Source organism: Streptomyces sp. NPDC088730, from assembly GCF_044751215.1.
Classification (GTDB): domain Bacteria; phylum Actinomycetota; class Actinomycetes; order Streptomycetales; family Streptomycetaceae; genus Streptomyces.
Genome location: NZ_JBIVLK010000008.1, coordinates 121,285 through 143,679, shown reverse-complemented (window position 1 = coordinate 143,679; position 22,395 = coordinate 121,285). Strand labels below are relative to the sequence as shown.

The 22,395-nt window shown below is 72.5% G+C and carries 19 protein-coding genes; 10 read left to right on the top strand and 9 right to left on the bottom strand.

Annotated elements, in window-relative coordinates; translation table 11 throughout:
• Window positions 1-21: 21 nt before the first annotated feature.
• The 4 genes from ACIP89_RS24045 to ACIP89_RS24030 all read left to right on the top strand — a co-directional run bounded on the left by ACIP89_RS24045 (window position 22) and on the right by ACIP89_RS24030 (window position 4,478).
• Complete coding sequence (locus ACIP89_RS24045) at window positions 22-711, top strand: formylglycine-generating enzyme family protein (protein ID WP_402116623.1); 690 nt, start codon at window positions 22-24, stop codon at window positions 709-711.
• Between the two features lie 137 nt (window positions 712-848).
• On the top strand, window positions 849-2,141 hold the full coding sequence (locus tag ACIP89_RS24040) for a phosphoribosyltransferase family protein (protein WP_402116621.1): 1,293 nt from the start codon (window positions 849-851) through the stop codon (window positions 2,139-2,141).
• Between the two features lie 226 nt (window positions 2,142-2,367).
• Window positions 2,368-3,432 (top strand): tetratricopeptide repeat protein, encoded by a 1,065-nt coding sequence (locus ACIP89_RS24035; RefSeq protein ID WP_402116620.1) that lies wholly within the window; start codon window positions 2,368-2,370, stop codon window positions 3,430-3,432.
• Window positions 3,429-4,478 carry a polyprenyl synthetase family protein gene (locus ACIP89_RS24030; RefSeq protein WP_401924487.1) on the top strand — a complete coding sequence of 350 codons (1,050 nt, stop codon included), beginning with the start codon at window positions 3,429-3,431 and terminating at the stop codon, window positions 4,476-4,478. The genes ACIP89_RS24035 and ACIP89_RS24030 overlap by 4 nt, the downstream gene beginning before the upstream one ends.
• A gap of 54 nt (window positions 4,479-4,532) precedes the next feature.
• On the opposite strand, the gene ACIP89_RS24025 is transcribed toward ACIP89_RS24030, so the two are convergent.
• On the bottom strand, window positions 4,533-4,964 hold the full coding sequence (locus tag ACIP89_RS24025; protein WP_402116618.1) for a DUF2000 family protein: 432 nt from the start codon (window positions 4,962-4,964) through the stop codon (window positions 4,533-4,535).
• 101 nt (window positions 4,965-5,065) lie between these two features.
• Here ACIP89_RS24025 and ACIP89_RS24020 point away from each other — a divergent pair, with 101 nt between their 5' ends.
• A complete protein-coding gene (locus ACIP89_RS24020; protein ID WP_402116617.1) occupies window positions 5,066-5,884 on the top strand; it encodes an AraC family transcriptional regulator in 819 nt (272 codons plus the stop codon).
• Between the two features lie 7 nt (window positions 5,885-5,891).
• Here the strand turns inward: ACIP89_RS24020 and ACIP89_RS24015 are convergent, their stop codons facing one another.
• The 4 genes from ACIP89_RS24015 to ACIP89_RS24000 form a co-directional block, all read right to left on the bottom strand.
• Complete coding sequence (locus ACIP89_RS24015) at window positions 5,892-6,401, bottom strand: DUF664 domain-containing protein (RefSeq protein WP_402116616.1); 510 nt, start codon at window positions 6,399-6,401, stop codon at window positions 5,892-5,894.
• A 102-nt stretch (window positions 6,402-6,503) separates the two neighbouring features.
• Window positions 6,504-8,675 carry a discoidin domain-containing protein gene (locus ACIP89_RS24010; RefSeq protein ID WP_402116614.1) on the bottom strand — a complete coding sequence of 724 codons (2,172 nt, stop codon included), beginning with the start codon at window positions 8,673-8,675 and terminating at the stop codon, window positions 6,504-6,506.
• Window positions 8,676-8,820: 145 nt separating this feature from the next.
• Entirely contained in the window at window positions 8,821-9,138 is a 318-nt protein-coding gene (locus ACIP89_RS24005) for a YkvA family protein (RefSeq protein WP_401924500.1), read from the bottom strand.
• Between the two features lie 70 nt (window positions 9,139-9,208).
• Window positions 9,209-9,463 carry a WhiB family transcriptional regulator gene (locus ACIP89_RS24000; RefSeq protein WP_401924502.1) on the bottom strand — a complete coding sequence of 85 codons (255 nt, stop codon included), beginning with the start codon at window positions 9,461-9,463 and terminating at the stop codon, window positions 9,209-9,211.
• A 210-nt stretch (window positions 9,464-9,673) separates the two neighbouring features.
• Between ACIP89_RS24000 and ACIP89_RS23995 the strand changes: the two genes are divergently transcribed.
• Window positions 9,674-11,731: a SpoIIE family protein phosphatase gene (locus ACIP89_RS23995; protein ID WP_402116831.1), complete on the top strand. Its 2,058-nt coding sequence runs from the start codon at window positions 9,674-9,676 to the stop codon at window positions 11,729-11,731.
• Window positions 11,732-11,781: 50 nt separating this feature from the next.
• Here the strand turns inward: ACIP89_RS23995 and ACIP89_RS23990 are convergent, their stop codons facing one another.
• Window positions 11,782-12,246: a hypothetical protein gene (locus tag ACIP89_RS23990; protein ID WP_401924504.1), complete on the bottom strand. Its 465-nt coding sequence runs from the start codon at window positions 12,244-12,246 to the stop codon at window positions 11,782-11,784.
• A gap of 169 nt (window positions 12,247-12,415) precedes the next feature.
• Between ACIP89_RS23990 and ACIP89_RS23985 the strand changes: the two genes are divergently transcribed.
• The gene (locus tag ACIP89_RS23985; RefSeq protein WP_401925562.1) at window positions 12,416-13,312 is read left to right on the top strand and encodes a carbohydrate kinase family protein; all 897 of its coding nucleotides are present in this window, start codon (window positions 12,416-12,418) and stop codon (window positions 13,310-13,312) included.
• A 38-nt stretch (window positions 13,313-13,350) separates the two neighbouring features.
• Here ACIP89_RS23985 and ACIP89_RS23980 read toward each other — a convergent pair whose 3' ends face one another.
• Window positions 13,351-13,950, bottom strand: coding sequence for a TetR/AcrR family transcriptional regulator (locus ACIP89_RS23980; protein ID WP_401924506.1), 600 nt, complete (start codon window positions 13,948-13,950; stop codon window positions 13,351-13,353).
• A gap of 178 nt (window positions 13,951-14,128) precedes the next feature.
• Here ACIP89_RS23980 and ACIP89_RS23975 point away from each other — a divergent pair, with 178 nt between their 5' ends.
• Window positions 14,129-16,420, top strand: coding sequence for a glycoside hydrolase family 3 N-terminal domain-containing protein (locus ACIP89_RS23975; protein WP_402116613.1), 2,292 nt, complete (start codon window positions 14,129-14,131; stop codon window positions 16,418-16,420).
• Window positions 16,421-16,550: 130 nt separating this feature from the next.
• Here ACIP89_RS23975 and ACIP89_RS23970 read toward each other — a convergent pair whose 3' ends face one another.
• Window positions 16,551-18,206, bottom strand: coding sequence for an MFS transporter (locus ACIP89_RS23970; protein WP_402116612.1), 1,656 nt, complete (start codon window positions 18,204-18,206; stop codon window positions 16,551-16,553).
• Window positions 18,207-18,792: 586 nt separating this feature from the next.
• On the opposite strand from ACIP89_RS23970, the gene ACIP89_RS23965 reads away from it, so the two are divergent.
• Together ACIP89_RS23965 and ACIP89_RS23960 are read left to right on the top strand one after the other, a co-directional pair.
• The gene (locus ACIP89_RS23965) at window positions 18,793-19,746 is read left to right on the top strand and encodes a TauD/TfdA dioxygenase family protein (RefSeq protein ID WP_402116611.1); all 954 of its coding nucleotides are present in this window, start codon (window positions 18,793-18,795) and stop codon (window positions 19,744-19,746) included.
• A gap of 81 nt (window positions 19,747-19,827) precedes the next feature.
• Window positions 19,828-20,058, top strand: coding sequence for a hypothetical protein (locus tag ACIP89_RS23960; protein ID WP_073734695.1), 231 nt, complete (start codon window positions 19,828-19,830; stop codon window positions 20,056-20,058).
• Window positions 20,059-20,109: 51 nt separating this feature from the next.
• Here the strand turns inward: ACIP89_RS23960 and ACIP89_RS23955 are convergent, their stop codons facing one another.
• A complete protein-coding gene (locus ACIP89_RS23955; RefSeq protein ID WP_402116610.1) occupies window positions 20,110-22,311 on the bottom strand; it encodes an alpha-galactosidase in 2,202 nt (733 codons plus the stop codon).
• Window positions 22,312-22,395: the final 84 nt, after the last annotated feature.

The window sequence follows — 22,395 nt, the reverse complement described above, 5'->3', positions numbered from 1 at the left end:
CGTTGATACGATCAGTGCTCCATGGACACAGTCACGGACATCCAGCTGATCACCGTCCCGGCGGGCCGGGTCACCCTCTCCGACCGGCGTACTCAACGCAGTTGGACGGTCGCTCTCGCCCCGTACCGGATCGCCGCGTCCGTGGTCACCCAGGACCTGTACGCCCAGGTCACCGGCGAGCGCCCGGCCGCCGCACAGGGCGGCCGGCTGCCGGTCGAGGGCGTCTCCTGGCTGGACGCGGTCCGGTTCTGCGACGCCCTGTCGGTACGAGCCGGGCTGACCCCCGCCTACCGCGTCCGCCCCGGGGCCGAGGGCGTGGAGTCCGCCGGAGACGTGACCTGGGACAGCGGCGCCGACGGGTACCGGCTGCCCACGGAGGCCGAGTGGGAACACGCCTGCCGCGCCGGCACGACGGGCGCGCGTTACGGGGAGCTCGACGAGATCGCCTGGTACCGCGGCAACTCGCGGGAGCGGATGCACGAGGTGGGCGGCAGAAAGCCCAACGGCTGGGGGCTGTACGACACCTTGGGCAATGTCTGGGAATGGTGCTGGGACGTCTACGACGCCGAGGTGTACGGCAGCTACCGGGTGCTGCGCGGCGGCGGCTGGTTCGACGAGCACTGGAGCTGCCGGGCATCGGTGCGGCGGCGCAGCCACCCGACGTTCCGGATCGACGACACCGGGTTCCGGGTGGCACGCTCCGTCCTGTAACGGGCCACGGCCTCCCAGGAGGCCGTTCCCGGCGGAACGGGCCCCGCCGCCGGCTTGCGGTCCCGTGGTGCACGGTGTCGACTCGAAGCAGGTCTGCGGACGGCTGTCCCTCCTCTCCCGGTCTGGGGTGAGTCCCCGTGCTGTTCTCCGATCGCGCCGACGCGGGAAAGCGGCTCGCGGCGGCTCTGCGCCCGCTGGCGGGAAGCGATCCCGTCGTGCTGGGCCTGCCCCGCGGCGGGGTGCCGGTGGCCTTCCGGGTCGCCCAGGAGCTCGGCGCACCGCTCGATGTGATCGTGGTCCGCAAGCTCGGCGTCCCGCGCCACCCGGAACTGGGCTTCGGCGCCATCGGCGAGGGCGGCGTGCGGGTCATCAGCGAGGACATCCTGCGGCGCAGCGGAGCCTCTTCCGCGGACCTCGCCTCGGTGGAGCGCGCGGAGAGCGCGGAGCTGCGGCGGCGGGCCCGCGCCTTCCGGGGCGACCGGCCGCGCATCCCCTTCGAGGGACGCGTCGCCATCATCGTGGACGACGGCATCGCGACCGGCTCCACCGCCCTGGCCGCGTGCGAGGTGGCCCGTGCGCAGGGTGCGGCGCGCGTCGTGCTGGCCGTGCCGGTGGCGGCGCCGGACGCCGCGGAGCGGGTACGCGGCCGGGTGGACGAGCTGGTGTGCCTGTCCACGCCGCTCCGGTTCGCCGCGGTGGGTGAGTGGTACCGGGACTTCGGCCAGACCCCCGACGAGGAGGTCGTCGCACTGCTGGCGCGGGCCGCGGACCGGGCGTCCGCGCCGACGCCCGTCGGGGTGGACGTGGAGGCGGGCGGCCTCGGGCTGCCGGGTGAGCTGACCGCGGCCGGATCCGCCCGCGCTTTCGTGGTGTTCGCCCACGGCTCGGGCAGCAGCCGGCACAGTCCGCGCAACCGCTCGGTGGCGGCGGCCCTGCACCGGGCGGGGTTCGGCACCCTGCTCTTCGACCTGCTCACACCGGGCGAGGCGGCCGACCGCGCCAACGTCTTCGACATCGGGACCCTGGCGGAACGGCTGGTGAACGCCACCGGCTGGCTGCTGTGTCGCGAGTCCCTGCCGGTGGGTGTCTTCGGGGCGAGCACCGGGGCCGCCGCCGCGCTGCGGGCGGCCGCGGCCGTGGGGGCGGCGCGCGGCACGGGAATCGGGGCGGTCGTCTCCCGAGGCGGCCGGCCCGATCTGGCGGGACCCCGCCTCGGTGACGTCCGGTCTCCGACACTGCTCGTCGTGGGTGGCCGCGACACCCGGGTACTGGAGCTGAACCAGCGGGCGAAGTCGGCGCTGCGCTGCGAGAACCGGCTGGAGGTCGTCGCAGGGGCGACGCACCTGTTCGAGGAGCCGGGCGCCCTGGACAAGGTCGCGGAACTGGCCCGGGAGTGGTTCACCGAGCACCTGGCCGACCGCTCCGGCTGACCCACCGGACGCCGCCGAGCAAAATGCCCGTGCGGATTGACCGAACTCGAAGCAACCGTGAGCGGGCCAGAGCCGTCTTGATCCACAACAACGCGGTACGCCGCACACGACACACCCCTTCCGACCCCCCATGAGCGCACAGGTCGGACCACCGGGTAACTATGCACTGCATGTATACATTAAGCGTATAGTTGACGCGGCCGGCCCGTTCGCGCGAAAGGCTCCCATGCACAGCAAAGCGCTGGCGCCCGAGTACCAGGGCGCCCTCACGAAGATGTCCGTGAACGCCTCCCTCACCGACGTACTGGCCGAGGGGGAACGCCACTTGAGGGCGGCCGAACTCGCCGGCTCCCAGCAGGAGGTGGCCCGCACCGGTCTCGCGGTGGCCGAGGCGCACCGCAGGCTGGGCCATGTGCAGGACGCCGACCGCGCCTGGAAGGCCAGCTACCGCGCGGCCCGGTCGGCCGGGGACACCGGGGCGATGGCCTGGGCGCTGTGGAGCGGCGGCACCCTCGCCCGCCAGCGGGGCGCGCTGCGACTCGCCTTCCGGCTGCTGGGCCTGGCGGCGGACCTCGGCAAGAAGGGCGGCGATGTGGTCGCCCGGGGCTACTCGCTCGCCGGGCTCGCGGAGACCGGGCGGATACAGGGCGACTACCGGACCGTCGCGGCGCTGCACGAGCAGCTCCTCGCGGAGGCGCGGGCCCGGGGCGAGGCGCGGCACACCGTCTGGGCCCTGGAAGGCATCGCGCAGATACACCGCAACACCGGCTCGTTCGACACCGCCCTGGAGATGTTCGAGGAGGCGGCGCAGCTGGCCGGGCACGCCGACGACCGGCGGGGCAGGGCCTGGGCCCTGCGCGGCATGGCCGACATCATCTCGGTACGGGACAACGATCCCGAGCGGGCGCTCGCCCTGCTGTCCGAGGCCGAACTGACCTGTCGCGAAATGAACTTGTCCAGCGCCCTCGCCTACAACCACAAGATGCGCGCCAACGTGCTCTACCGCGCCGGGCGGTACGAGGAGGCCCGGCAGGTCTACGAGGAGGCGCTGGGGGAATTCCGGGCGATGACCGAGCCGCGGGGCGAAGCGCTGGCCCGCCTCGGTCTGGTCAAGTCGCGCGCCCGGCTGGGCCGGGACCGCGCGCAGACCGCCGCGGAGCTGGACGGTCTGCGGGTCACGCTCGACCGCATCGGACTGCTCAACGCCCGTGACATGGTCGACAAGGCCTACACGGAACTCGGCGTGACACCGGCCGGTGACACGGTGGCCGGGGAAGCCGGCCGCCGATGACACCGCCGGTGACCCAGCAGGCCACGGTGCCGGAGATACTCGCCCGCTGCCGCACTCTCGTCCGGCCCGGTCTGGAGCGGGCCGTGCGGCAGCTGCATCCCTGGCACGCCGAGATCACCGCGTTCTCGCTCGGCTGGGACGGACCCGGTGGCCGGACCGTCCCCGGTGCGCAGGGCAAGGGCATCCGGCAGGCCCTCGCCGTGCTCGGCGCGGAGGCCGTCGGCGCGCACGCGCGGAGCGCGGTACGGGGCGCCGTCGCGGTCGAGCTGATCCACACCTTCTCCCTGCTCCACGACGACATCATGGACGGCGACGAGACCCGCAGGCAGCGCGCGACCGCCTGGAAGGCCTACGGGACCGGGCCCGCCGTCCTGGCGGGCGACGCGCAATTCGCACTGGCCGTGCAGACCCTGGCGGACGCCCCCGGCGCGCACTGCGTGCAGGCGGTGCGGCTGCTGTCCGGGACGCTGAACGACCTGGTCCGAGGCCAGGCCGACGACCTGCTCTTCGAGTCCCGGCCCTGGACCGGGCCCGATGCCGTGCGGCCGCACGAGTACCGGCTGATGGCCGAGTACAAGACAGGCTCGCTGCTCGGCTGCGCCGCCGGTCTGGGCGCCGTGCTCGGCGGGGCCGGACGGACGGCTGTCGACGCCCTCACCTCGGCGGGCCGCCATCTCGGGGTCGCCTTCCAGGCCATGGACGACGTGCTCGGCATCTGGGGCGACCCGGAGGTCACGGGCAAGCCGGTGCACGGCGATCTGCGCCGGCAGAAGAAGACGTACCCCGTCCTCACCGCCCTCGCGGCGGGCGGCCGGGCGGCAGAGGAACTGGGCGCGCTGCTGCGTACCGGCGAGCCGCTCGACGACGCGGCGGCCCGGCGCGCGGCCGGTCTGGTCGAAGAGGCCGGCGGGCGGGCTGCCGCCGTGTCCGAGGCCCATCGGCACCTGGACAGTGCCCGCGCCTGCCTGGAGAGCGTCGCGTTGGAGCCGGAGGCGGCCGGGGAGCTCCTCGCGCTGCTTCCCTACTTCGTCGAACGCACCGTGTGACGGGGTCCGGACGCGCCGCCGGCCCCGGCCACGCCGGGCCGGCGGCGACCGCGTTCAGGAGTGCATGGACGCGCCCTTGAGGATCTTGTCCACGGCGTTGCGGGGGCCGTGCACGGCCAGCCCGACCAGGTCCATCCCGTCCCCCCGCACCGCCCGGACGGCTGCCCTGTTGTCCCGGTCGTTGCCCGTCGAGAAGAGGTCGGACGTGAACACCGAGAGCGGCACGCCCCGGCCGATCGCGCGGGTGCGGGCCGCGGTCAGTACCTGCTTCCCGCCTTCGAGGACCAGGACCGGCTGGCGGAACATCGGCAGGTAGGGGGTGCCGTCGGCGTCTGCGTACGGTTCACCGACGAGCTCGGGCACCGCCGTGCCGAGCCCGCTGACCAGGAAGGCCGTGACGTTCAGCCGCTGCCAGGTCAGCAGGTCGTCCCGGAGCAGTACGGCGATCTTGGTGTCGAAGCGGACGGGGGCGGGTTCGTGTGTCATGGCCCCGAGCCTGCCCGCCCCTCCCCCGGGCCGTCTTGTACGAACTTTGCATGCTGCCGGGGAGCGACCGGGCGACATGCCGCCGGGCGTACGATCGGTGCATGACTGCTCGTCCGGACATCACCGCGTGGTGTCCGCCCGTGGAGGGGATCGAAGAGGTCTTCCACGCCCGCTTCATCGATCACTCCTACCCCATGCACACCCATGACGCGTGGACCCTGCTCATCGTGGACGAGGGCATGGTCCGCTACGACCTGGACCACCACGAGCACGGCGTGCTCAGCCATGTGGTGACGCTGCTGCCGCCGCACATTCCGCACAACGGCGGCGCCGCGACCGCCGAGGGCTTCCGCAAACGCGTCCTGTACCTCAACACCGGGCAGGTCGACGAGCAGCTGATCGGGATGGCCGTGGACAGCCCCGTGCTGCACGATCCGGCGCTGCGGCGCCGGATCGCCAGGCTCCACACGACGCTCTCCCGGCCGGGCGACGAACTGGAGGCGGCGAGCCGGCTCGCCCTGGTCGCCGAGCGGCTCGACCAGCATCTGCGCAACCGGCTGGAGCCCGTCCGGTACGTGCACGACCACAGGGTCGCCCACCGGCTGCGCGATCTCCTCGACGAACGGTTCGTGACGGGCATCACGCTCCAGGAGGCGGCGCAGCGCCTGCACGCCCACCACACGCATCTGGTGCGGGCCTTCAGCCGGGAGTTCGGGATGGCGCCGCACCAGTACGTGACCGGGCGCCGGGTCGACCTCGCGCGCCGGCTGCTCCTCCAGGGACTGCCGGGACCCGACGTGGCGACGTCGGCCGGTTTCTACGACCAGTCCCACCTGGCCCGGCATTTCAAGCGCGTCGTGGGCACCAGTCCGGGGCACTACGCCCGCACCCGCGGACCGCTTGCCCCGCACGCCGCCTGACCGGCGTCTACCGGCGCTCCAGCGCTCCCCGGACAAAGGCGGCCTGCCCGGCGTGCTGGAGATCGTCCGACAGCACGCTGACCAGCCGGACGCCCAGGGTGACCGGCGGCGACCAGGCCTCGTCCACGACGCGGTCCAGCGCCTTGCCGTCGAGGCCCTGGAGGAAGCTGACGGTCTGGAGGTGCACCGCGTCGTGGTAGCCGATCAGCAGCTCCGCCGAGTCCACTTTCACCTCCCCGACCTGCTTGCTGCTCTGCCCGTAGCCGGTGGCGTCCTCCGCGAAGGGCAGATCGAAGCGGGCGGACCAGTCCTGGGCCGACCAGACCTGTGCGAGGCCGGCCGCGTCCGCGATGTGGTCGTCCTGGACCCGGGTCAGGTGCCAGACGAGCCAGGCGATCGAGTTCGCCCCCTTGTCGAGGCGGGCGTGGAGGTCGTCGGGTTCGAGGCCCTCGACGGCCGCGTGCACCGTCTCCCGGACGCGGGTGTATCCATCCACCAGAATATCTGCGACGTTCATGTCATCACCATGCCGTTCCCCTGCCCCGGCGGCGCCGACGACACGCCCCGCGGGGGCGCGGCGCCGGTGAGGCGGACTCCCCTCACCGGCGCCGCCGGGTGATCAGCTGTAGATGCCGAACTCCCAGAGCGAGTAGCCCCAGGCCGTGCCCCGCTGCGTGAGGTTGAGCTTCACGTAGCGGGCCGTCTGGGCGATGTCGAGATCGTCGGCATCGCCGTTCCCGCTGGTGGTGGAGTACACCGAGCGCCAGTTGCTGCCGTCGTCCGAGACCAGGACCTCGTACGACTTCGCGTAGGCCGGGTCCCACACCAGCTGGAGGTGGCGGAAGGACTTGCGCTCACCGAGGTCGACCTGGATCGACTGGGGGTCGCTCCAGTCGCTGGCCCACCGGGTGTCGGTCCTGCCGTCGACCGCCATCGCGGGGGTGCAGGGGCAGCCGGTGCTGCCGGCCTGGGCCGAGGTGGCGGTGGCCGGGCGGCCGAGCGCCACATTGGTGCCGGTGACCGGCGGCACCACGACCTTCACCGACTTGGTCTCGATGCCGGCGTTGCCGTGTCCGTCCTCGGCCTGGATGTAGACCTTCCACACCCCGAGCCGCTCCGGCGCCTTCACCGCGAAGGTGCCGTTGCCCGTGGCGCGCCAGTCGGCCTCGACCAGGGCCTTGTCTCCGGTGGCGTAGTTGCCGCTCAGATAGATCTTGTACGTCAGCGCGTCGTTGTCCGGGTCCCGGATGGCGGCGCCGACGGTGAACTCCTTGCCGGCGGGCGCGCCGTTGGCGTTCTGGACCGTCATGTTGCTGATGACGGGCGGGGTGTTGTCCCCGGCGGTGGAGCCCTTGTACGCCTTCTTCAGCGCGTAGTACGAGAGCCGCTTCTTGCCGTCGGGCACCACGTTGAACCAGATGCCGCCGAAGTCGTGCTCCGTTCCGTAGTGGAAGAGCGTGGCGCCCAGGGCGACGCCCCGGTGGGCGGTGACGCAGTTCCAGGCCTTGGTGTAGCCCTCGGCCTTCTGCACGTCGGTGGGCTCGTCCGGGACGCCGTTGGCGTCGTCGGGGACCTCCCACTCACCGGCCGGGCCGCCCTCGGTGATGATGTAGGGCTTGGTGTAGCCGCCGGACTCCCACGCGCCGCGCACCCCGCAGATGTCGCCGTAGGAGTTGACCGAGTACAGGTCCAGGTCGGGGGCGTTGCGCTTGTAGTACGGCCAGGCTCCCGTCCAGGCGTCGGTCGAGGTCACCGGGTGGTTCGGGTCGATCGTGTGGATCTTCTTCGCCACGTCGTTGACGAAGGCGGTGTAGGCGTTGCGCTGCTTCTCCAGTTCGTCACCGCTGTAGCAGTTCTGGAGACCGAGCACCGACTCGTTGCCGACGTTCCACATGAGCACGCCGGGGTGGTTCTTGTACGTGTCCACCCACTTGGCGAACTCGGTGAGCGAGGACGCCTTGTACGCGTCGTCGGTCAGGTAGTTGACGCAGCCGCCGCTGCCGGGACCGCCGCCCGGCTGGAGCCAGAAGCCGCTGACGACCCGGATGCCGTTGGCCGCGGCCTCGTCCAGCAGCGGCTTGGAGGAGGCGTCGGTGCCCCAGGTGCGGATGGTGTTGACGCCCATCGACTTCAGGTCGGGCAGGTAGCGTGCCGCGTCGGCGACGGACGGTCCCCAGGTCAGTCCCTTGACCTGGTAGGGCTTGCCGTCGACGGTCAGCTGCCAGTTGCCCTGCGGGCCGGTGACCCGGACCGCTCCGCCGGTGGCGGGCGGGGTGCCGTCGGCGCTGCCGTACACCTGGAACTCCCAGAGGGAGTAGCCGTATCCGCCGGCGCGGGCGGTGCCGTACATCCTGACGTACCGCCCGGATCCGGAGACGGCCAGTTCGTCGGTGCCGCCGTCGCCGTCGGTGACGGTCTTGAGCGTGCGCCAGTCCGATCCGTTGTCGGACGCCTCGATCCGGTACGCCTTGCCGTAGGCGGACTCCCAGGTCAGGACGACCCTGCTCAGGTCCGCGGTGGCGCCCAGGTCCACCTGGATCCACTGCGGGTCGCTCCATTCACTGGCCCAGCGGGTGCCGCTCGTGTTCCCGTCCACGGCCGCCGACGCCGGGTAGCCGTCCCCCTCGTGGGAGGAGGCGGTGGCGGTCTTCCCCTGGGAGAGCAGGGATTCGGCGGCTCGGGCGGAGGTCGCCGTGAGCATCACGAGCGACGACGCGAGAAGCGCGAGAAGAGTGATCAACAGCGTGCCTGTGCGCGGTCTCGCGGGCAGGGCTGCGCTAGGTCTGTGCACATTCTCTCCTGGCAGAAGAGTGCGGGACGGTGTCCCGTAACCGGATGGGAGAGCGCTCTCCCAGGAGAGTGACGTGTAGCTGTTCAGCTGTCAACGAGCTTGACGTGACGGGTTCCGCGAACGTGGCCGCAGCGCGGTCTGCGGGCTACGGCGCGAGCCGGGTGGACTCGGCCGGCCCCTCGGTGCGGCCGCCGACCCCGGCAGCCCGCGCCGCCGCGTGCAGGGAGCGCAGCGCCAGCATCAGGAAGCCGATGTCGTCGAGGTACACGGGGTCGGGCAGCAGGTCGACAGGTGACACGGTGTAGATCACCGCCGCCCAGACCAGCGCCTTGTTCTGCAGCGGTATACCGGCGTCGACCAGCAGCTTCCTGGCCCGGAACACCCGCACCAGAAGGACGCCGGCGATACCCACGGTGAGCAGCACGAGAACCGCGCCGATGATGAGCCAGGCCGTGGTGTCCATGACTCACCGTGTACCCGGTGGCGGCGCAATCATCACCGGGGACGGCAACCGGGGTACGAGAGCCCCCGCGTCAGCCGTACTCCTTGGCCCGCCGGCGGCTGCGCCGCTTCAGCGCGCGCCGCTCGTCCTCGCCCAGACCGCCCCACACGCCGGTGTCCTGGCCGTTCTCCAGGGCCCACCGCAGGCACTCGGCCCGCACCGGGCAGCCGCGGCACACCGCCTTGGCGTCCTCGGTCTGTACGAGCGCCGGGCCGGTGGTCCCGATGGGGAAGAACAGGTCCGGGTCCTCTTCGCGGCATGCCGCCCGCTCGCGCCAGTTCTGCATGGGTCTCACTCCAGACTGTCGTGTTCGTGTGCAGGGGTCAGTACGCTGCGGATGACCGTCGTGCGGCCTCCGAAACCTCCTGAGCCAGTTCTTCTCGGTTCACAGGAGCTGCGGTGGCGACGGGTCCGGGGCGACCATGGGAAACAGCGAACCTTGTGTCCGGGCACGGCGACGGCTTGGGAAGGATGGTCCGTGGACGGCACCGAAGACATGCGGACCGGCTCGGGCGACGCCCGCCGGGCAGCGGTGCGCCGCTCCTCCACGACCGGTCTGGTGGACGTCCTCGGGACGGCCGCGATGATGCTCGACACCGAGGGCCGCATCGTGCTGTGGAGCCCGCAGGCCGAGCGGCTGCTGGGCTACACACCGCAGGAGGCGCTGGGCCGGTTCGCCGCCCGCATCCTGGTCGACGAGGAACACTTCGAGCTGGTGCTGAGGCTGTTCGCCGAGGTGATGAACAGCGGCGAGACCTGGGCGGGAAGCTTCCCCGTACGGTGCAAGGACGGCACCAGCCGGCTGCTGGAGTTCCGCAACATGCGGCTCCAGGACGACCGCGGTGACTTCTTCGCGCTGGGGCTGGCCACGGACGGGGCCACGCTGCGGCAGGTGGAGCGCGATCTGGCGCTGTCCGTGCGCCTGGTCGACCAGTCCCCGATCGGCCTGGCGGTCCTGGGCGGCGATCTGCGGTATCTGGCGGCCAACCCCGCGCTGGAGCGGATGAACGGTCTGAGCGCGGCCGAGCACCTCGGGCGCCGGGTCGGGGAGGCGCTGCCCTTCCTCGACGTCGAAGTGGTCGAGACGGCGATGCGCGAGGTCCTGAAGAGCGGTGTGCCGCAGGTGGGCCATCAGGTGGAGGGCCGTACCGCGGCCGATCCGGAGACCGACCGCGCCTGGTCGATGTCGCTGTACCGGCTGGAGGACTCCGGTGGCCAGGTGCTGGGACTGGCCGTCTCGCTGATCGACATGACCGACCACCACCGCGCGGAGGCCGAGGCGGAACGGGCCCGGCACCGGCTGGCGCTGGTCGCGGACGCCTCCGTGCGCATCGGGACCACCCTGGACCTGGAGCAGACCGCGCGGGAGCTGGCCGAGGTCACGGTTCCCGAGCTCGCCGACGTGGCGGCGGTCGATGTCCTGGACAGTGTGCTGAAGGGCCGCCCCAGCCGGACCGAGGGCCCGGCCCTCATCCAGGCGCTGGCCGTCGTCGCCGCCCGGCCGACGCCGGTCGTGGAGGCGGCCGATCCACCGGGGCACGCGGCCCACTACGGAGCGGACCGGCTGATCACGCGCTGCGTGCGTACGGCCGAACCGGTGCGGGTGCCGTACCTCGACACGGAGGCGCTGTTCCGCGTCGCCCGCGACAGCCGCTCCGCGGGGCTGCTGGCCGAGGCCGGCGCGCACTCCTACCTGGCGGTGCCGCTGATCGCCCGGGGCGAGGTCCTGGGCGCGATCGACCTCATACGGACGGACAACCCGCTGCCGTTCACCGAGGAGGACGAGGTGCTTGCCTGCGAGCTGGCCACCCGCGCGGCGGTCTGCATCGACAACGCCCGGCTGTTCCGGCAGCAGCGGGAGACCGCCCTCACCCTCCAGCGCAGCATGCTGCCGCACAACCACCACGCTCCGGACGGGCTGGAGGTGGCGTCCCGATACCGGCCGGCCGCCTCGCGGTACGAGGTCGGCGGAGACTGGTTCGACGTCATCCCGCTGCGGGAGGGCGGGACCGCCCTGGTGGTCGGTGATGTCATGGGCAGCGGTATCAACGCGGCCACCACGATGGGGCGGCTGCGGACCGCCACCCAGACGCTCTCCAGGATCGGTCTGCGCCCCGCGGAGGTGCTCGGGCACCTCGACGAGATCACGGCCGATCTGGACCCGTGCTTCGCCACCTGCGTCTACGTCGTGTACGACCCGGTCCACGACAGCTGCCGGGTGAGCACCGCCGGGCACCTGCCACCGGTGCTGATCCCGGCCGGGGGCCCGCCCCGGCTGCTCGATCCGCCGGCCGGGGCGCCGCTGGGCGTGGGCGGTGTGCCGTTCAGCGACGTCACGTTCGACCTGGGACCGGGCGACCGGCTCGTCCTGTACACGGACGGCCTGGTCGAGACCCGCGATCAGGACATAGACACCCGGCTGGCCGCCCTGCGGGAGCTGCTCCGCGAGCCGGACGCGTCGCTGGAGGACTCCTGCGACCGGCTGCTGCGCGAGCTCCGGGACCCCAGCCACCACGACGACGTGGCGTTGCTGATGGCCCGGGTACGCGACTGACACCCGGGCGGTGGCGGGGGGACGCGGGCCACCGCCCGCTGCCGGGTGGTTCAGCGGCCGCACCCGCGGTGCCGGCGGCAACGGCGGCGCGGCGTGCCGCAGCGGTGGGCGCCCGCACCGAGGAAGCCCAGCCCGATGCCGAACATCCAGGCGTCCTTGGCCAGCGGCACACCGGCCTGGCTGGGGCGCAGGCTGCCCGGCTCGCGCATTCCGGGGACCCGCAGGTACAGGCCGAGCAGTCCGCCGGAGAACCCGGCCAGCGCCAGTCCGGCGAGCCGGGTCGGCACCACGGGGACCAGCAGCGTGCTACCCACCGCGATCTCGGACCAGGCGAGCAGCCGGGTGAACCGCCCGGCCTCGATCCGGTCGAGGAAGGGGTAGGCGGTGCGGGCCATGCCGTGCAGGGTCTGCGCGGTCTCCTCGTCGGCCTTGAGCTTGCCCAGGCCGGAGTTCAGGATGAACGCGCCAGTGGCGAGGCGCGGAGGAATGTCACGCGGTTCGAGCACCGACAGCATCGAAAAGCCTCCACAGATCAGGTCCAAGGCCCCCGGTCGATCATAGGCAGCGGTCCGCCGGACCGCGCGCAGAGAACGGCCGCGGTGACGCCGGCCGGTCCGCGATACTGGGCCGCGGCGGGACATGAGAGGCGGCACGGTGATCCAGCGACAACCCGGTTACGACGTTGTGGTGGTAGGCGGCAGCGGGGTGGACACGATCGTCCGCGTCGACGCCCTGCCGGTCCCGCTCGCCGATTCCGTCATGGTGGGTCCGATCGAGGAGTGGGCCGGGCAGACCGGGGGCAATGTGGCCCTCGGCGCGCGGGCGCTCGGTCTGGACGTGGCCCTGCTCGACTGCATCGGCGACGATCCGACCGGCGCCCTGGTACGCGAGCGGCTGGCCGAGGGGGATGTGGAGTTCCATCCGCTGATCTCGGCGGCGGGCACCCGCCGCGCGGTCAACCTGGTGGACGCGAAGGGCCGCAGGATGTCGTTCTACGACGCCAGGGACCCTGCGGAGCTGCGGATGCCGCGGGACTTCTACCTGCCCCGGCTGCGGCGTACCCGCCATGTCCATCTGTCCATCACGGGCTTCAGCCGCTTCCTCTACGACGACATCGAGGCCCTCGGTGTCCCCGTCTCCACCGATCTGCACGACTGGGACGGACTCGCCGAGCACCAGCGGGAGTTCGCCCTGCGCTCCGATCTCGTCTTCTTCAGCGCCGCCTCCGCGGGCGACCGTGCCCCCGCGCTGATGCGGCGGATCCTGCGCGAGGGCCGCGCGCGGACCGTGGTCGCCACGGCGGGGGCCGGGGGCTCCTGGTTCCTCACCCGCGACGGCGGCCCGGACCCGTACCACGTACCGGCGACCGTGCCGCCCGCCCCGGTGGTGGACACCAACGGGGCGGGCGACGCGTTCGTCACCGGCTTCCTGTACGGGAGGCTCGACGGCAGGGACGTCCACGACTGCGCGCGGCTGGGCGCGGTGGCGGGTGCCTACGCCTGCACGGGGCCCGGCTCGACCGCTCTCATCGGCCGGGACGCCCTGCTCGCGGCGGACCCCAGCGGTTCGCGCGGAGCCTGATCCCGCCCGTGCCGCCCACCGGCGGCACGGGCCCGGCCTCACAGCGCCACGGTCAACTGCGCCTGCACATGGGCCCGCAGCACACCGGCCATGTCCGTCACGCAGCCGCTGATGAGCCACTGCACCTGGAGCCCGTCCATCAGCGCGATCAGCTGCTGCGCCGCCTCGTCGGGGTCGATCCCGGCACGCAGCCCGCCCCCGTCCAGCGCCTCCCGGTAGGAGACGGCCGTGCTCAGTACCGAGGTCCGGTAGCGCTCCACGAAGTACGCGTGGGCCGGGTGGTCGGCGGAGGTCGCCTCTGCGGCGAGTACGGAGAACAGCTCGACGATGCCCCGGCGTTCGGCGTTCAGCGCGGCGAGGTCGACCAGCCTGCGCAGCCGGCCGACGCCCTTCGGACTGCCGAGGGCGAGCCATTCGGAGTCCACCTCGTCGCGGTGTTCCAGCACCGCGAGCAGCAACGACTGCTTGGTCGGGAAGTGGTGCAGCAGACCGGGATGCGAGATCCCGCAGCGGGTGGCAATCACCCGCAACGACGCGCCCCGGTAACCGGCCTCACCGAAGATGGCCATCGCCTGGTCGAGGATCTCCCCGCGTTTGGCCCGGCCCTTGGCGTAGCCACGCCGTGTATCGCCGGTCATGTGCCACTCTCCCCGGCCGTCCCTGACGGCGTCAATGAGTACAGCTGCATACCCACATACTTACCACCCGGTCGGGATTCGGCGTACGGTGGGAGCGGGTGGCCTGGTCGGACCGGTCCTTCCACCACCCAGGCATCCGCCCGAAGAGAACGTCACCGACGTTGTGAAAGGAACTCCTGTGGGCTCCTCACTGCCCTATCTCGACCCCGCGCTGTCCGTCTCGGAGCGCGTCGCCGATCTGGCCGGGCGGATGACGCTGCCCGAGAAGGTCGGCCAGATGCTGCAGTTGAACGCGAAGGACGGTGTGCGGCACCTCATCGAGGGCATGCACGCGGGCTCGATCCTGCACGCCTCGCCAGACCGCGTCCTGGAGGCGGCCGCGCTCACCGAACGGACCAGGCTGCGGATTCCGTTGCTCGTCGCGGAGGACTGCATCCACGGCCACTCGTTCTGGGAAGGGGCCACGATCTACCCCACTCAGCTCGGCATGGCCGCGAGTTGGGACCCCGAGCTCGTCGAGCGCATCGCGCGGGCGACGGCCGTCGAGGTCGCCGCGACCGGCGTGCACTGGACGTTCTCCCCGGTCCTGTGCATCACCCGGGACCTGCGCTGGGGCCGGGTGAGCGAGACGTTCGGCGAGGACCCCTTCCTCATCGGTGAGCTCGCCTCCGCCATGGTGCGCGGGTACCAGGGGGACGGACTCGACGACCCGACGGCGATCCTGGCATGCGCCAAGCACTTCGCCGGTTACTCGGAGACCCAGGGCGGCCGGGACGCGAGCGAGGCCGACATCTCGCGCCGCAAGCTCCGTTCGTGGTTCCTGCCGCCGTTCGAGCGGGTCGCCAAGGAGGGCTGCCGGACGTTCATGCTGGGGTACCAGTCGATGGACGGGGTCCCGATCACGGTCAACAACTGGCTGCTGAACGAGGTGCTGCGCGGCGAGTGGGGCTACACCGGAACGCTGGTGACCGACTGGGACAACGTCGGCCGCATGGTGTGGGAGCAGCGGGTCTACGCCGACCACGCGCAGGCGGCCGCCGCCGCGGTCCGCGCGGGCAACGACATGGTGATGACGACGCCGGACTTCTTCGAGGGCGCCCAGGAGGCGGTCGCCGCCGGCACGCTCGACGAGGCGGAGATCGACGCGGCGGTCCGCCGGATCCTCACGCTCAAGTTCGAGCTGGGCCTGTTCGAGAACCCCCGCCACCCGGACCGCGAGCGGCAGGCCGCGGTCATCGGAAGCGCCGGGCACGCCGGACTGAACCTGGAAGCGGCCCGCTGCTCGCTGGTGCTCCTCACCAACGACGGCACCCTTCCGCTGGCCGGCGGTCTCACGGCGGGGCCGGACGGCCGCGCGCTCGCCGGCACCGGCTCGGAGCCGCGTACGGTCGCGGTCATCGGGCCCAACGCCGACGACGCGCAGACCCAGCTCGGTGACTGGGCGGGTTCCTCCGGGCAGGCGGACTGGCTGCCCGACGGCCATCCGCGCGACATGATCCGCACCGTGCTGGACGGCTTCCGGGAGCACGTGCCGGACGGCTGGGCAGTCACCCACGCACGCGGGGCCGACATCCTCACCGTGGGGCCCGACCCGCTGGGCGCGTTCTTCCCCGACGGGCAGCCCCGGCCGGAGGTCGTCGTCCCCGCGGAGCCCTCCGAGGCGCTGATCGGCGAGGCCGTCGCCGCGGCGCGGGCCGCCGACTACGTCGTCGCGGTCGTCGGTGACCGTATCGAGCTGATCGGCGAGGGGCGCTCGACCGCGACCCTGGAACTGATCGGCGGCCAGGTCGCGCTGCTGGACGCGCTCGCCGCGACGGGCAAGCCGCTGGTGGTGGTCGTCATCAGCTCCAAGCCGCTGGTGCTGCCGCCCTCCGCGCACAGCGCGGCGGCGATCGTGCACGCCTTCAACCCGGGCATGCTCGGCGGGCGTGCGATTGCCGAACTGGCGCTCGGCCTCATCGAGCCGTCCGGCCGGCTGCCGGTCTCCTTCGCCCGCCACTCGGGTCAGCAGCCGACGTACTACAACCAGGTGCGCGGCCAGCACGGCTCCCGCTACGCCGATCTGACGCAGAGTCCGGCGTTCGTCTTCGGTGAGGGCCTGAGCTACACGAACGTCTCGTACACCGAGCTGGAGGTACTCACCGAGGACCTCGGCGCGGACGACACGCTGCGCGCACGCGTCCTCGTCAGCAACACCGGTGACCGGCCGGTGCGGGAGACCGTGCAGGCGTACGTGAGCGACACCGTGACGTCGGTGACGTGGGCCGAGAAGGAGCTCAAGGCCTACCGCCAGGTGACGCTCGAACCCGGCGAGTCGCGCGAGGTGGTCATCGAACTGCCGGTCACCGAGTGCAGTCTGGTGGACGCCGCGGGCAACCGCATCGTCGAGCCGGGCGCGTTCGAACTGCTCGTCGGCCCGTCCTCGCGCGACGAGGCCCTGCTGCGGGCGGGCTTCACCGTCAAGAGCTGAAGGCCGCGCCCCCGGCCGCCCGGTACGGTGCCGGGCGGCCGGGGGCCGTCGCACCCCGGCGCCGGGCAGCCCGGCCGGGGCCCGGCAGCCGCCCTCCGGCAGGTCGCGGGGATGCCGCGCGGGCCGTGAGTCATCGTTCCGGACCGGGGGGATCCTGGCCGCCCGGCCGCGGCGGCTGCCGGGCCGGCTCGTCCGCGGCACCCGCCGCCGCTCCCCCCGGAGCGTCAGCGGCCTCCGCCGCCGCGGGCGGCACGGCGCCGCCGCCCCGCAGCCGCTCGATGTCCGAGGGGCGCACCTTGACGATGACGAGCGCGATCAGCGCGGCCACCACCGCGAACACGACGGCGGTGACGAAAGCCCTGGAGATGCCCGTCACCAGCACCTGCTCGCCCCACTGCCCCGGGAGCTGGCCGGTCCTGCGGAACTGCGCCACCTCCGCGGGGGTCGCCTGCGAAAGGAAGCGCGGGACCTGCTGGGTGGCCTCGTTGCGGCTGGCCGTGCCGAAGACCGTGACCAGGATGGACAGCCCCAGCGAACCGCCCACCTGCTGCATGGTGTTGAGGATTCCGGAAGCCGCTCCCGCCTCCCGCGACGCCACCCCGGACACGGCCATCAGCGTCAGCGACACGAACTGCAGCCCCATGCCGAGCCCGAACACCAGCACCGGACCGAGCAGACTGCCCAGGTACGTACTGTCCGCGTCCACCTGCGTCAGCCACCCGAGCCCCAGGGCGCACAGGAGCGAGCCCGTCACCATGAAGGGTTTCGGCCCCCACCTGGGCAGCAGCCGCGAAGTGAAGCCGGCCCCCACGGCGATGATCGCGCTGACCGGCAGAAAGGCGAGGCCGGCCCGGAGCGGGCTGAAACTCAGGATGTTCTGCACGAAGAGGGTCAGGAAGAAGAACATTCCGAACATCGCGGCGGACAGGCACAGCATCATCCCGTACACGCCCGCGCGATTTCGGTCGCGGAACATCCACAGTGGCGTGATGGGCTGCCTCGACCGGCCCTCGATGGCGATGAACAGGGCGAGCAGTACGACGGCGGCGGCGAAGGCTCCCAGGGTGAGGCCGTCGCTCCAGCCGTCCTCGGAGGCGCGGATGAAGCCGTAGACGAGCAGCACCATGCCCAGCGTGGCCGTGAGTGCCCCCGTCACGTCGAAGTGGCCCGGGTGGCGTTCGGACTCCCGGATGAAGCGGGGCGTGGCCAGCACGATCAGCAGCGCGATGGGGACGTTGACGAAGAAGATCCACCGCCAGTCGAGCCACTCCACCAGCAGCCCGCCGGCCAGCAGCCCGATGGCGCTGCCGCCGGCCGAGACGGCGGCGAAGACACCGAACGCCCTGTTGCGGTCGGGCCCCTCACGGAAGGTCGTGGTGATCAGGGAGAGCGCGGTCGGCGAGGCGATGGCACCGCCGACGCCCTGGAGGGAACGCGCCGCCAGCAACTGCCAGGACTCCTGCGAGAGCCCGCCGAGCAGCGAGGCGAGGGCGAAGAGCACGACGCCGAACATGAAGACTCTGCGGCGGCCGAGGATGTCACCGAGCCGCCCGCCCAGCAGCAGCAGTCCGCCGAACGTCAGCGTGTAGGCGTTGACCACCCAGGAGAGGTTCTCGGTGGAGAAGCCCAGCGCGGTCTGGATGTGCGGAAGGGCGATGTTCACGATGGTGATGTCGAGGACCACCATCAACTGGCACGAGCAGATGACGAGTAGGGCGATCCCGCTGCCGCGTCCCCGCTTCGGGGACTCGGCAGACTGCCGGGGTGTCGCGTGGGATTCCGTCATGGGATCGCTTGCAGACTCAAGCCGTTGAGTGAACGCATCCGTTCACTCACACGAGATTAGTCCCGCCCGCCCGCCCCCGCCAATCGATGGAGTTCCCGGGCGGCCGGCCCGCGGGCGCGGGCGCGGCATTACGGCGGCGTGAAATCGCGCGGGGCCTCGCACCGGGTCCGCGGGCACCGCCCGCGGATGGCCGGTCGCGGACCGCGAAGCCCTGGTCGGGGGCGGTTTTCCGGTATCCCCAGGGACAGGTCGCGGAGCACGCCCGGGCACCCTGCGGGGTGCGGGTACGTGGTTGACGTACCCGGCGGGGCGCTGCGAGTCTCCGGAACATGTTCGCGACGGTCACTCCCGAGGTGCGGCCCGCCCCGCGCGCCGGCCGCACCGCACCGCTGCCCGGGTGTCCGGGCCGCTGTAGCGCCGCCTGACCTCCCCTGTCGCACCGCGTCTCCGCTTCCCGCGCCACCGCCACGTCCCGACATCCCCACGTCTCCGCGCGACCGCGTCTCCACGTGACCGCGACCGGACCCTCCGCGTCCGGCGGCGGTCCGCCGCCCCGCGGAGCGTGCTCCTCGAAAGGATTCCCGCAATGTCCTCGGCAACCACCGCTCCCGCCTCCACCGTGACCGTCCAGAAGGTCGGCGGCCGCATCGGCGCCGTCGTCTCCGGGGTACGTCTCGGCGGCGACCTCGACCCGGGGACCGTCGCGGCCGTCCGGGCCGCCCTGCTGGCCAGCAAGGTCGTCTTCTTCCGCGGCCAGGACCACCTGGACGAGGACAGCCACGAGGCGTTCGGCAGGCTGCTCGGCACCCCGGTCGCCCACCCGACCGTCCCGTCCGCCGACGGCCGCTACTCGCTGGGCATCGACTCCGACCACGGCGGCCGGGCCAACCAGTGGCACACCGACGTCACCTTCGTACCCGCCTATCCGGCCTTCTCCATCCTGCGCGCGGTCACCGTCCCGCCCTACGGCGGCAACACCCTGTGGTCCAACACCGCCGCCGCGTACGCCGGGCTGCCGGAACCGCTGCGCACCCTGGCCGACGGCCTGCGGGCCGTCCACTCCAACGACTACGACTACGTGGCGCTGCGCCCCGACGCCCTGCCGGAGGCGCTCGCCCAGTACCAGAAGGTGTTCACGTCGACGAAGTTCCTCACCGAGCACCCGGTGGTCCGCGTCCACCCCGAGACGGGCGAGCGCGTGCTGCTCCTGGGCAACTTCGTCCAGCGCATCAGCGGACTCACCGGCCGCGACTCCCGGGCACTCATCGATCTGTTCCAGTCCCACATCGAGCGCCCGGAGAACACCGTGCGCTGGCAGTGGCAGGCCGGCGACGTCGCCATCTGGGACAACCGCGCCACCCAGCACTACGGGGTGGACGACTCGGACGCGCACGAGCGCAAGCTGCGCCGCGTCACCGTCGACGGGGATGTCCCCGTCGGCACGGACGGCCGGCCCTCCACCCTCATCAGCCCCGCGCAGGTGCCCGAGCCCGCCTTCGGTATCGCGTCCGGCGCCTCGGCGGCCCCGGCCGGCGCCTGAGGGGTCGGTACCCGAGAGGAGTGGTGCCTCAAGGAGCGGAGGCACATACTCCTTTCATTGCGCAACCTTTAAAGTATGTGCATGGATACCGATTGCACGACACGCGAGGAGCACGCGGTGCTCGTCGGGGGCCCCGCCCACGGCCTGCGCCTGCGCGTCACCGACCGGCCCACGGTCGTACAGGTCACCCGCCCCTGCGAGGTGGAGGCCGCGCCGGGCGGCGTCCGGGCCGAGGCCCTGTACGTGTACCGGCTCGGCCTGCCCCCGGGCGACGGCCCGCTGCGCTACGGCTACGACGCGGCGAGCCCGTGACCCCGGCCGGCGGCGCACCGGTCCGGCACGGGCCGGCCGGTGCGCCGCCGGTCAGCCCGCGGCCACCTGCGCCGCGACCTCGATCAGCAGGGCCTGCCCCGGGTTGAGCGTCGGCATCGGCAGCCCGGCACCGGTCAGCACGGCGCCCGGCACCGGGACCCAGCCGTCGAGCGCCGCCGTGCACCAGAGGGGGCCGGCGACCTGGTGGAGGGCGGGCAGCCCGGCCTCCGTACGGATGCGGACCCGGTAGGACCGGCCGGGCGTGAGACCGGGCAGCCGGACCCGGCCGGACTGCCCCGGCACCGAGGTCTCCGTGCGCGCCCAGCAGTACAGCGCGGAGCCGGCGTCCGGTGCGACCACGCCGTGCAGCTGGGTCGCCTCGTCGTCGAGGTCCGCCCTGACGACCCGTCCGCCGTGCAGGAGTCCCCGCAGCTCCTTGTACAGCGCCGCCCACCGGCCCAGCGCCGCGCGTTGCTCCGGGGAGCGCGCGGTCAGGTCGTCCTCGATGCCCGCGTGGCCGAACAACGCGGTGACCAGCCGGAAGGAGTCATCGGTGACCCGCCCCGTCGTATGGCTGCGCGGGCCGCCGACATGGGCGCCGATCAGCTCGGGCGGCAGCAGCTGCGCCGTCCAGCGCTGGATCGACTGGCGCTCCACCGGGTCGTTGCAGTCGGAGGCCCAGACCCGGTCCGTCCGCGCGAGGACGCCGAGGTCCACGCGTCCGCCGCCGCTGGAGCAGGACTCGATCTCCAGCGCGGGGTGGCGCGCCCTGAGCTCGTCCATCAGCCGGTACAGGGCCGCCGTCTGGGCGTGCACGCCGGGCCGGTCGGCGCCGTGCGCGCCGCGCCGGACCGCTTCGTGCAGGTCCCGGTTGTGGTCCCATTTGAGATAGTCGACGCCGTACTCGGTGACGAGCGCGTCCAGCCGCTCCAGCAGGTGGGCGAAGGCGTGCCCGTCGGCGACGTTCACCACGTACTGGTGGCGGGAGCTCGGGCCCACCCCGGCGGACGGGCCGAGAATCCACTCGGGGTGCTCGCGGGCCATCCGGGAGTCGAGGTTCAGCATCTCCGGCTCCACCCAGAGTCCGAACTGCATCCCGTGGGCGTGCACCCGGTCCGCCAGCGGGGCCAGCCCCTCGGGCCACACCCGCGGGTCCACCGTCCAGTCACCGAGTCCCGCCGTGTCGTCCCGGCGGCCGAGGAACCAGCCGTCGTCCAGGACCAGGCGCTCCACCCCGACGGCGGCCGCGGCGTCGGCCAGCGCCAGCAGCCGTTCGGGGCGGTGGTCGAAGTAGACCGCCTCCCAGGTGTTCAGGGTCAGCGGACGCGGCGACGACGGATGGCCGGGGCGGGCGCGGATCATCGTGTGGAAGCGCCCGGCCAGCCCGTCCAGGCCCTCTCCGGACCAGGCGAAGAAGGCCTCGGGCGAGGTGTACCGGTCACCCGGGGCCAGCCGGATCTCGCCGGGAGCCAGCAGTTCGCCGCCGCCGAGGACTCCCCCGTGGACGCCGGCACCCTCGGGCAGCCGCTCGGCGAGCCAGCGCTGGTTGCCGCTCCACCCCACGTGCAGCGCCCAGACCTCGCCGGTACGGAACCCGAATCCGGGTACCCCGACCGCCAGGAGGTGCGGCGAGTCCAGTCCGGGCTTGCCCCGGCGCACCTCACGGACATGGCCGGCGAACGCCAGCCGGCCGCGCTGGGGGGAGCGTTCGCGGCACCACTTCCCGGTGAAGTCCAGGATCTCCTGGGCCCGGTTGGGCAGCGGGAGCAGCGCGGTGGTGGCGGCGAGGTCGTAGGGAACGGAGCCGCCGGTGCCGGATCCGGCGTGGTCCGGGCACGACACGCTGGTGCGCACACCCAGGACACCGGACGGGTCCAGCCGGTAGGTGAGGGTGATGTCGAGGGCGGCGTCGGCGTCATGGAGGTCGATGACCAGTTCGCCGGGGCGTTCCTCGGCGTTGGTCATCGCGACCCGGGGTGCGGTCGCCGTGCCGGCCCGGTGGCCCTGCTGGGCCGGGGTGCCCAGCCAGCCGTCGGCCTCGGTGGGCCAGACCGTGAACTGCCTCGGTTCGTCGGGGGCGTTGTTGAGCGTGGCGGCGTCCGCCGTCAGTCCGAGGGCCGCGAGGCCGTCGCCGGTCAGCTCGCCGAGGTCCTCTCCCCAGTGCAGGACACGGGGCAGCGGAGCGCGGAGTTCGACGACGAAACTCACCCCGGACGCGCGCAGGTGCACGATCCGGGTGGTGGTGCGGGTCATGGCATGTCCTCTCGAAACCACTGGGCGGGGGCGGGGCTCCGCGTCGGCACCCCCGTACGACCGGCCCCCTGCCGTGGCCCGCCG

Bases quoted from the DNA above. Each gene is read 5' to 3' on its own strand.
- ACIP89_RS24045 (WP_402116623.1), top strand. From the start codon at position 22: ATGGACACAGTCACGGACATCCAGCTGATCACCGTCCCGGCGGGCCGG.
- ACIP89_RS24035 (WP_402116620.1), top strand. From the start codon at position 2,368: ATGCACAGCAAAGCGCTGGCGCCCGAGTACCAGGGCGCCCTCACGAAG.
- ACIP89_RS24030 (WP_401924487.1), top strand. From the start codon at position 3,429: ATGACACCGCCGGTGACCCAGCAGGCCACGGTGCCGGAGATACTCGCC.
- ACIP89_RS24025 (WP_402116618.1), bottom strand. From the start codon at position 4,964: ATGACACACGAACCCGCCCCCGTCCGCTTCGACACCAAGATCGCCGTA.
- ACIP89_RS24020 (WP_402116617.1), top strand. From the start codon at position 5,066: ATGACTGCTCGTCCGGACATCACCGCGTGGTGTCCGCCCGTGGAGGGG.
- ACIP89_RS24015 (WP_402116616.1), bottom strand. From the start codon at position 6,401: ATGAACGTCGCAGATATTCTGGTGGATGGATACACCCGCGTCCGGGAG.
- ACIP89_RS24005 (WP_401924500.1), bottom strand. From the start codon at position 9,138: ATGGACACCACGGCCTGGCTCATCATCGGCGCGGTTCTCGTGCTGCTC.
- ACIP89_RS24000 (WP_401924502.1), bottom strand. From the start codon at position 9,463: ATGCAGAACTGGCGCGAGCGGGCGGCATGCCGCGAAGAGGACCCGGAC.
- ACIP89_RS23995 (WP_402116831.1), top strand. From the start codon at position 9,674: ATGCGGACCGGCTCGGGCGACGCCCGCCGGGCAGCGGTGCGCCGCTCC.
- ACIP89_RS23990 (WP_401924504.1), bottom strand. From the start codon at position 12,246: ATGCTGTCGGTGCTCGAACCGCGTGACATTCCTCCGCGCCTCGCCACT.
- ACIP89_RS23980 (WP_401924506.1), bottom strand. From the start codon at position 13,950: ATGACCGGCGATACACGGCGTGGCTACGCCAAGGGCCGGGCCAAACGC.
- ACIP89_RS23970 (WP_402116612.1), bottom strand. From the start codon at position 18,206: ATGACGGAATCCCACGCGACACCCCGGCAGTCTGCCGAGTCCCCGAAG.
- ACIP89_RS23965 (WP_402116611.1), top strand. From the start codon at position 18,793: ATGTCCTCGGCAACCACCGCTCCCGCCTCCACCGTGACCGTCCAGAAG.
- ACIP89_RS23960 (WP_073734695.1), top strand. From the start codon at position 19,828: ATGGATACCGATTGCACGACACGCGAGGAGCACGCGGTGCTCGTCGGG.
- ACIP89_RS23955 (WP_402116610.1), bottom strand. From the start codon at position 22,311: ATGACCCGCACCACCACCCGGATCGTGCACCTGCGCGCGTCCGGGGTG.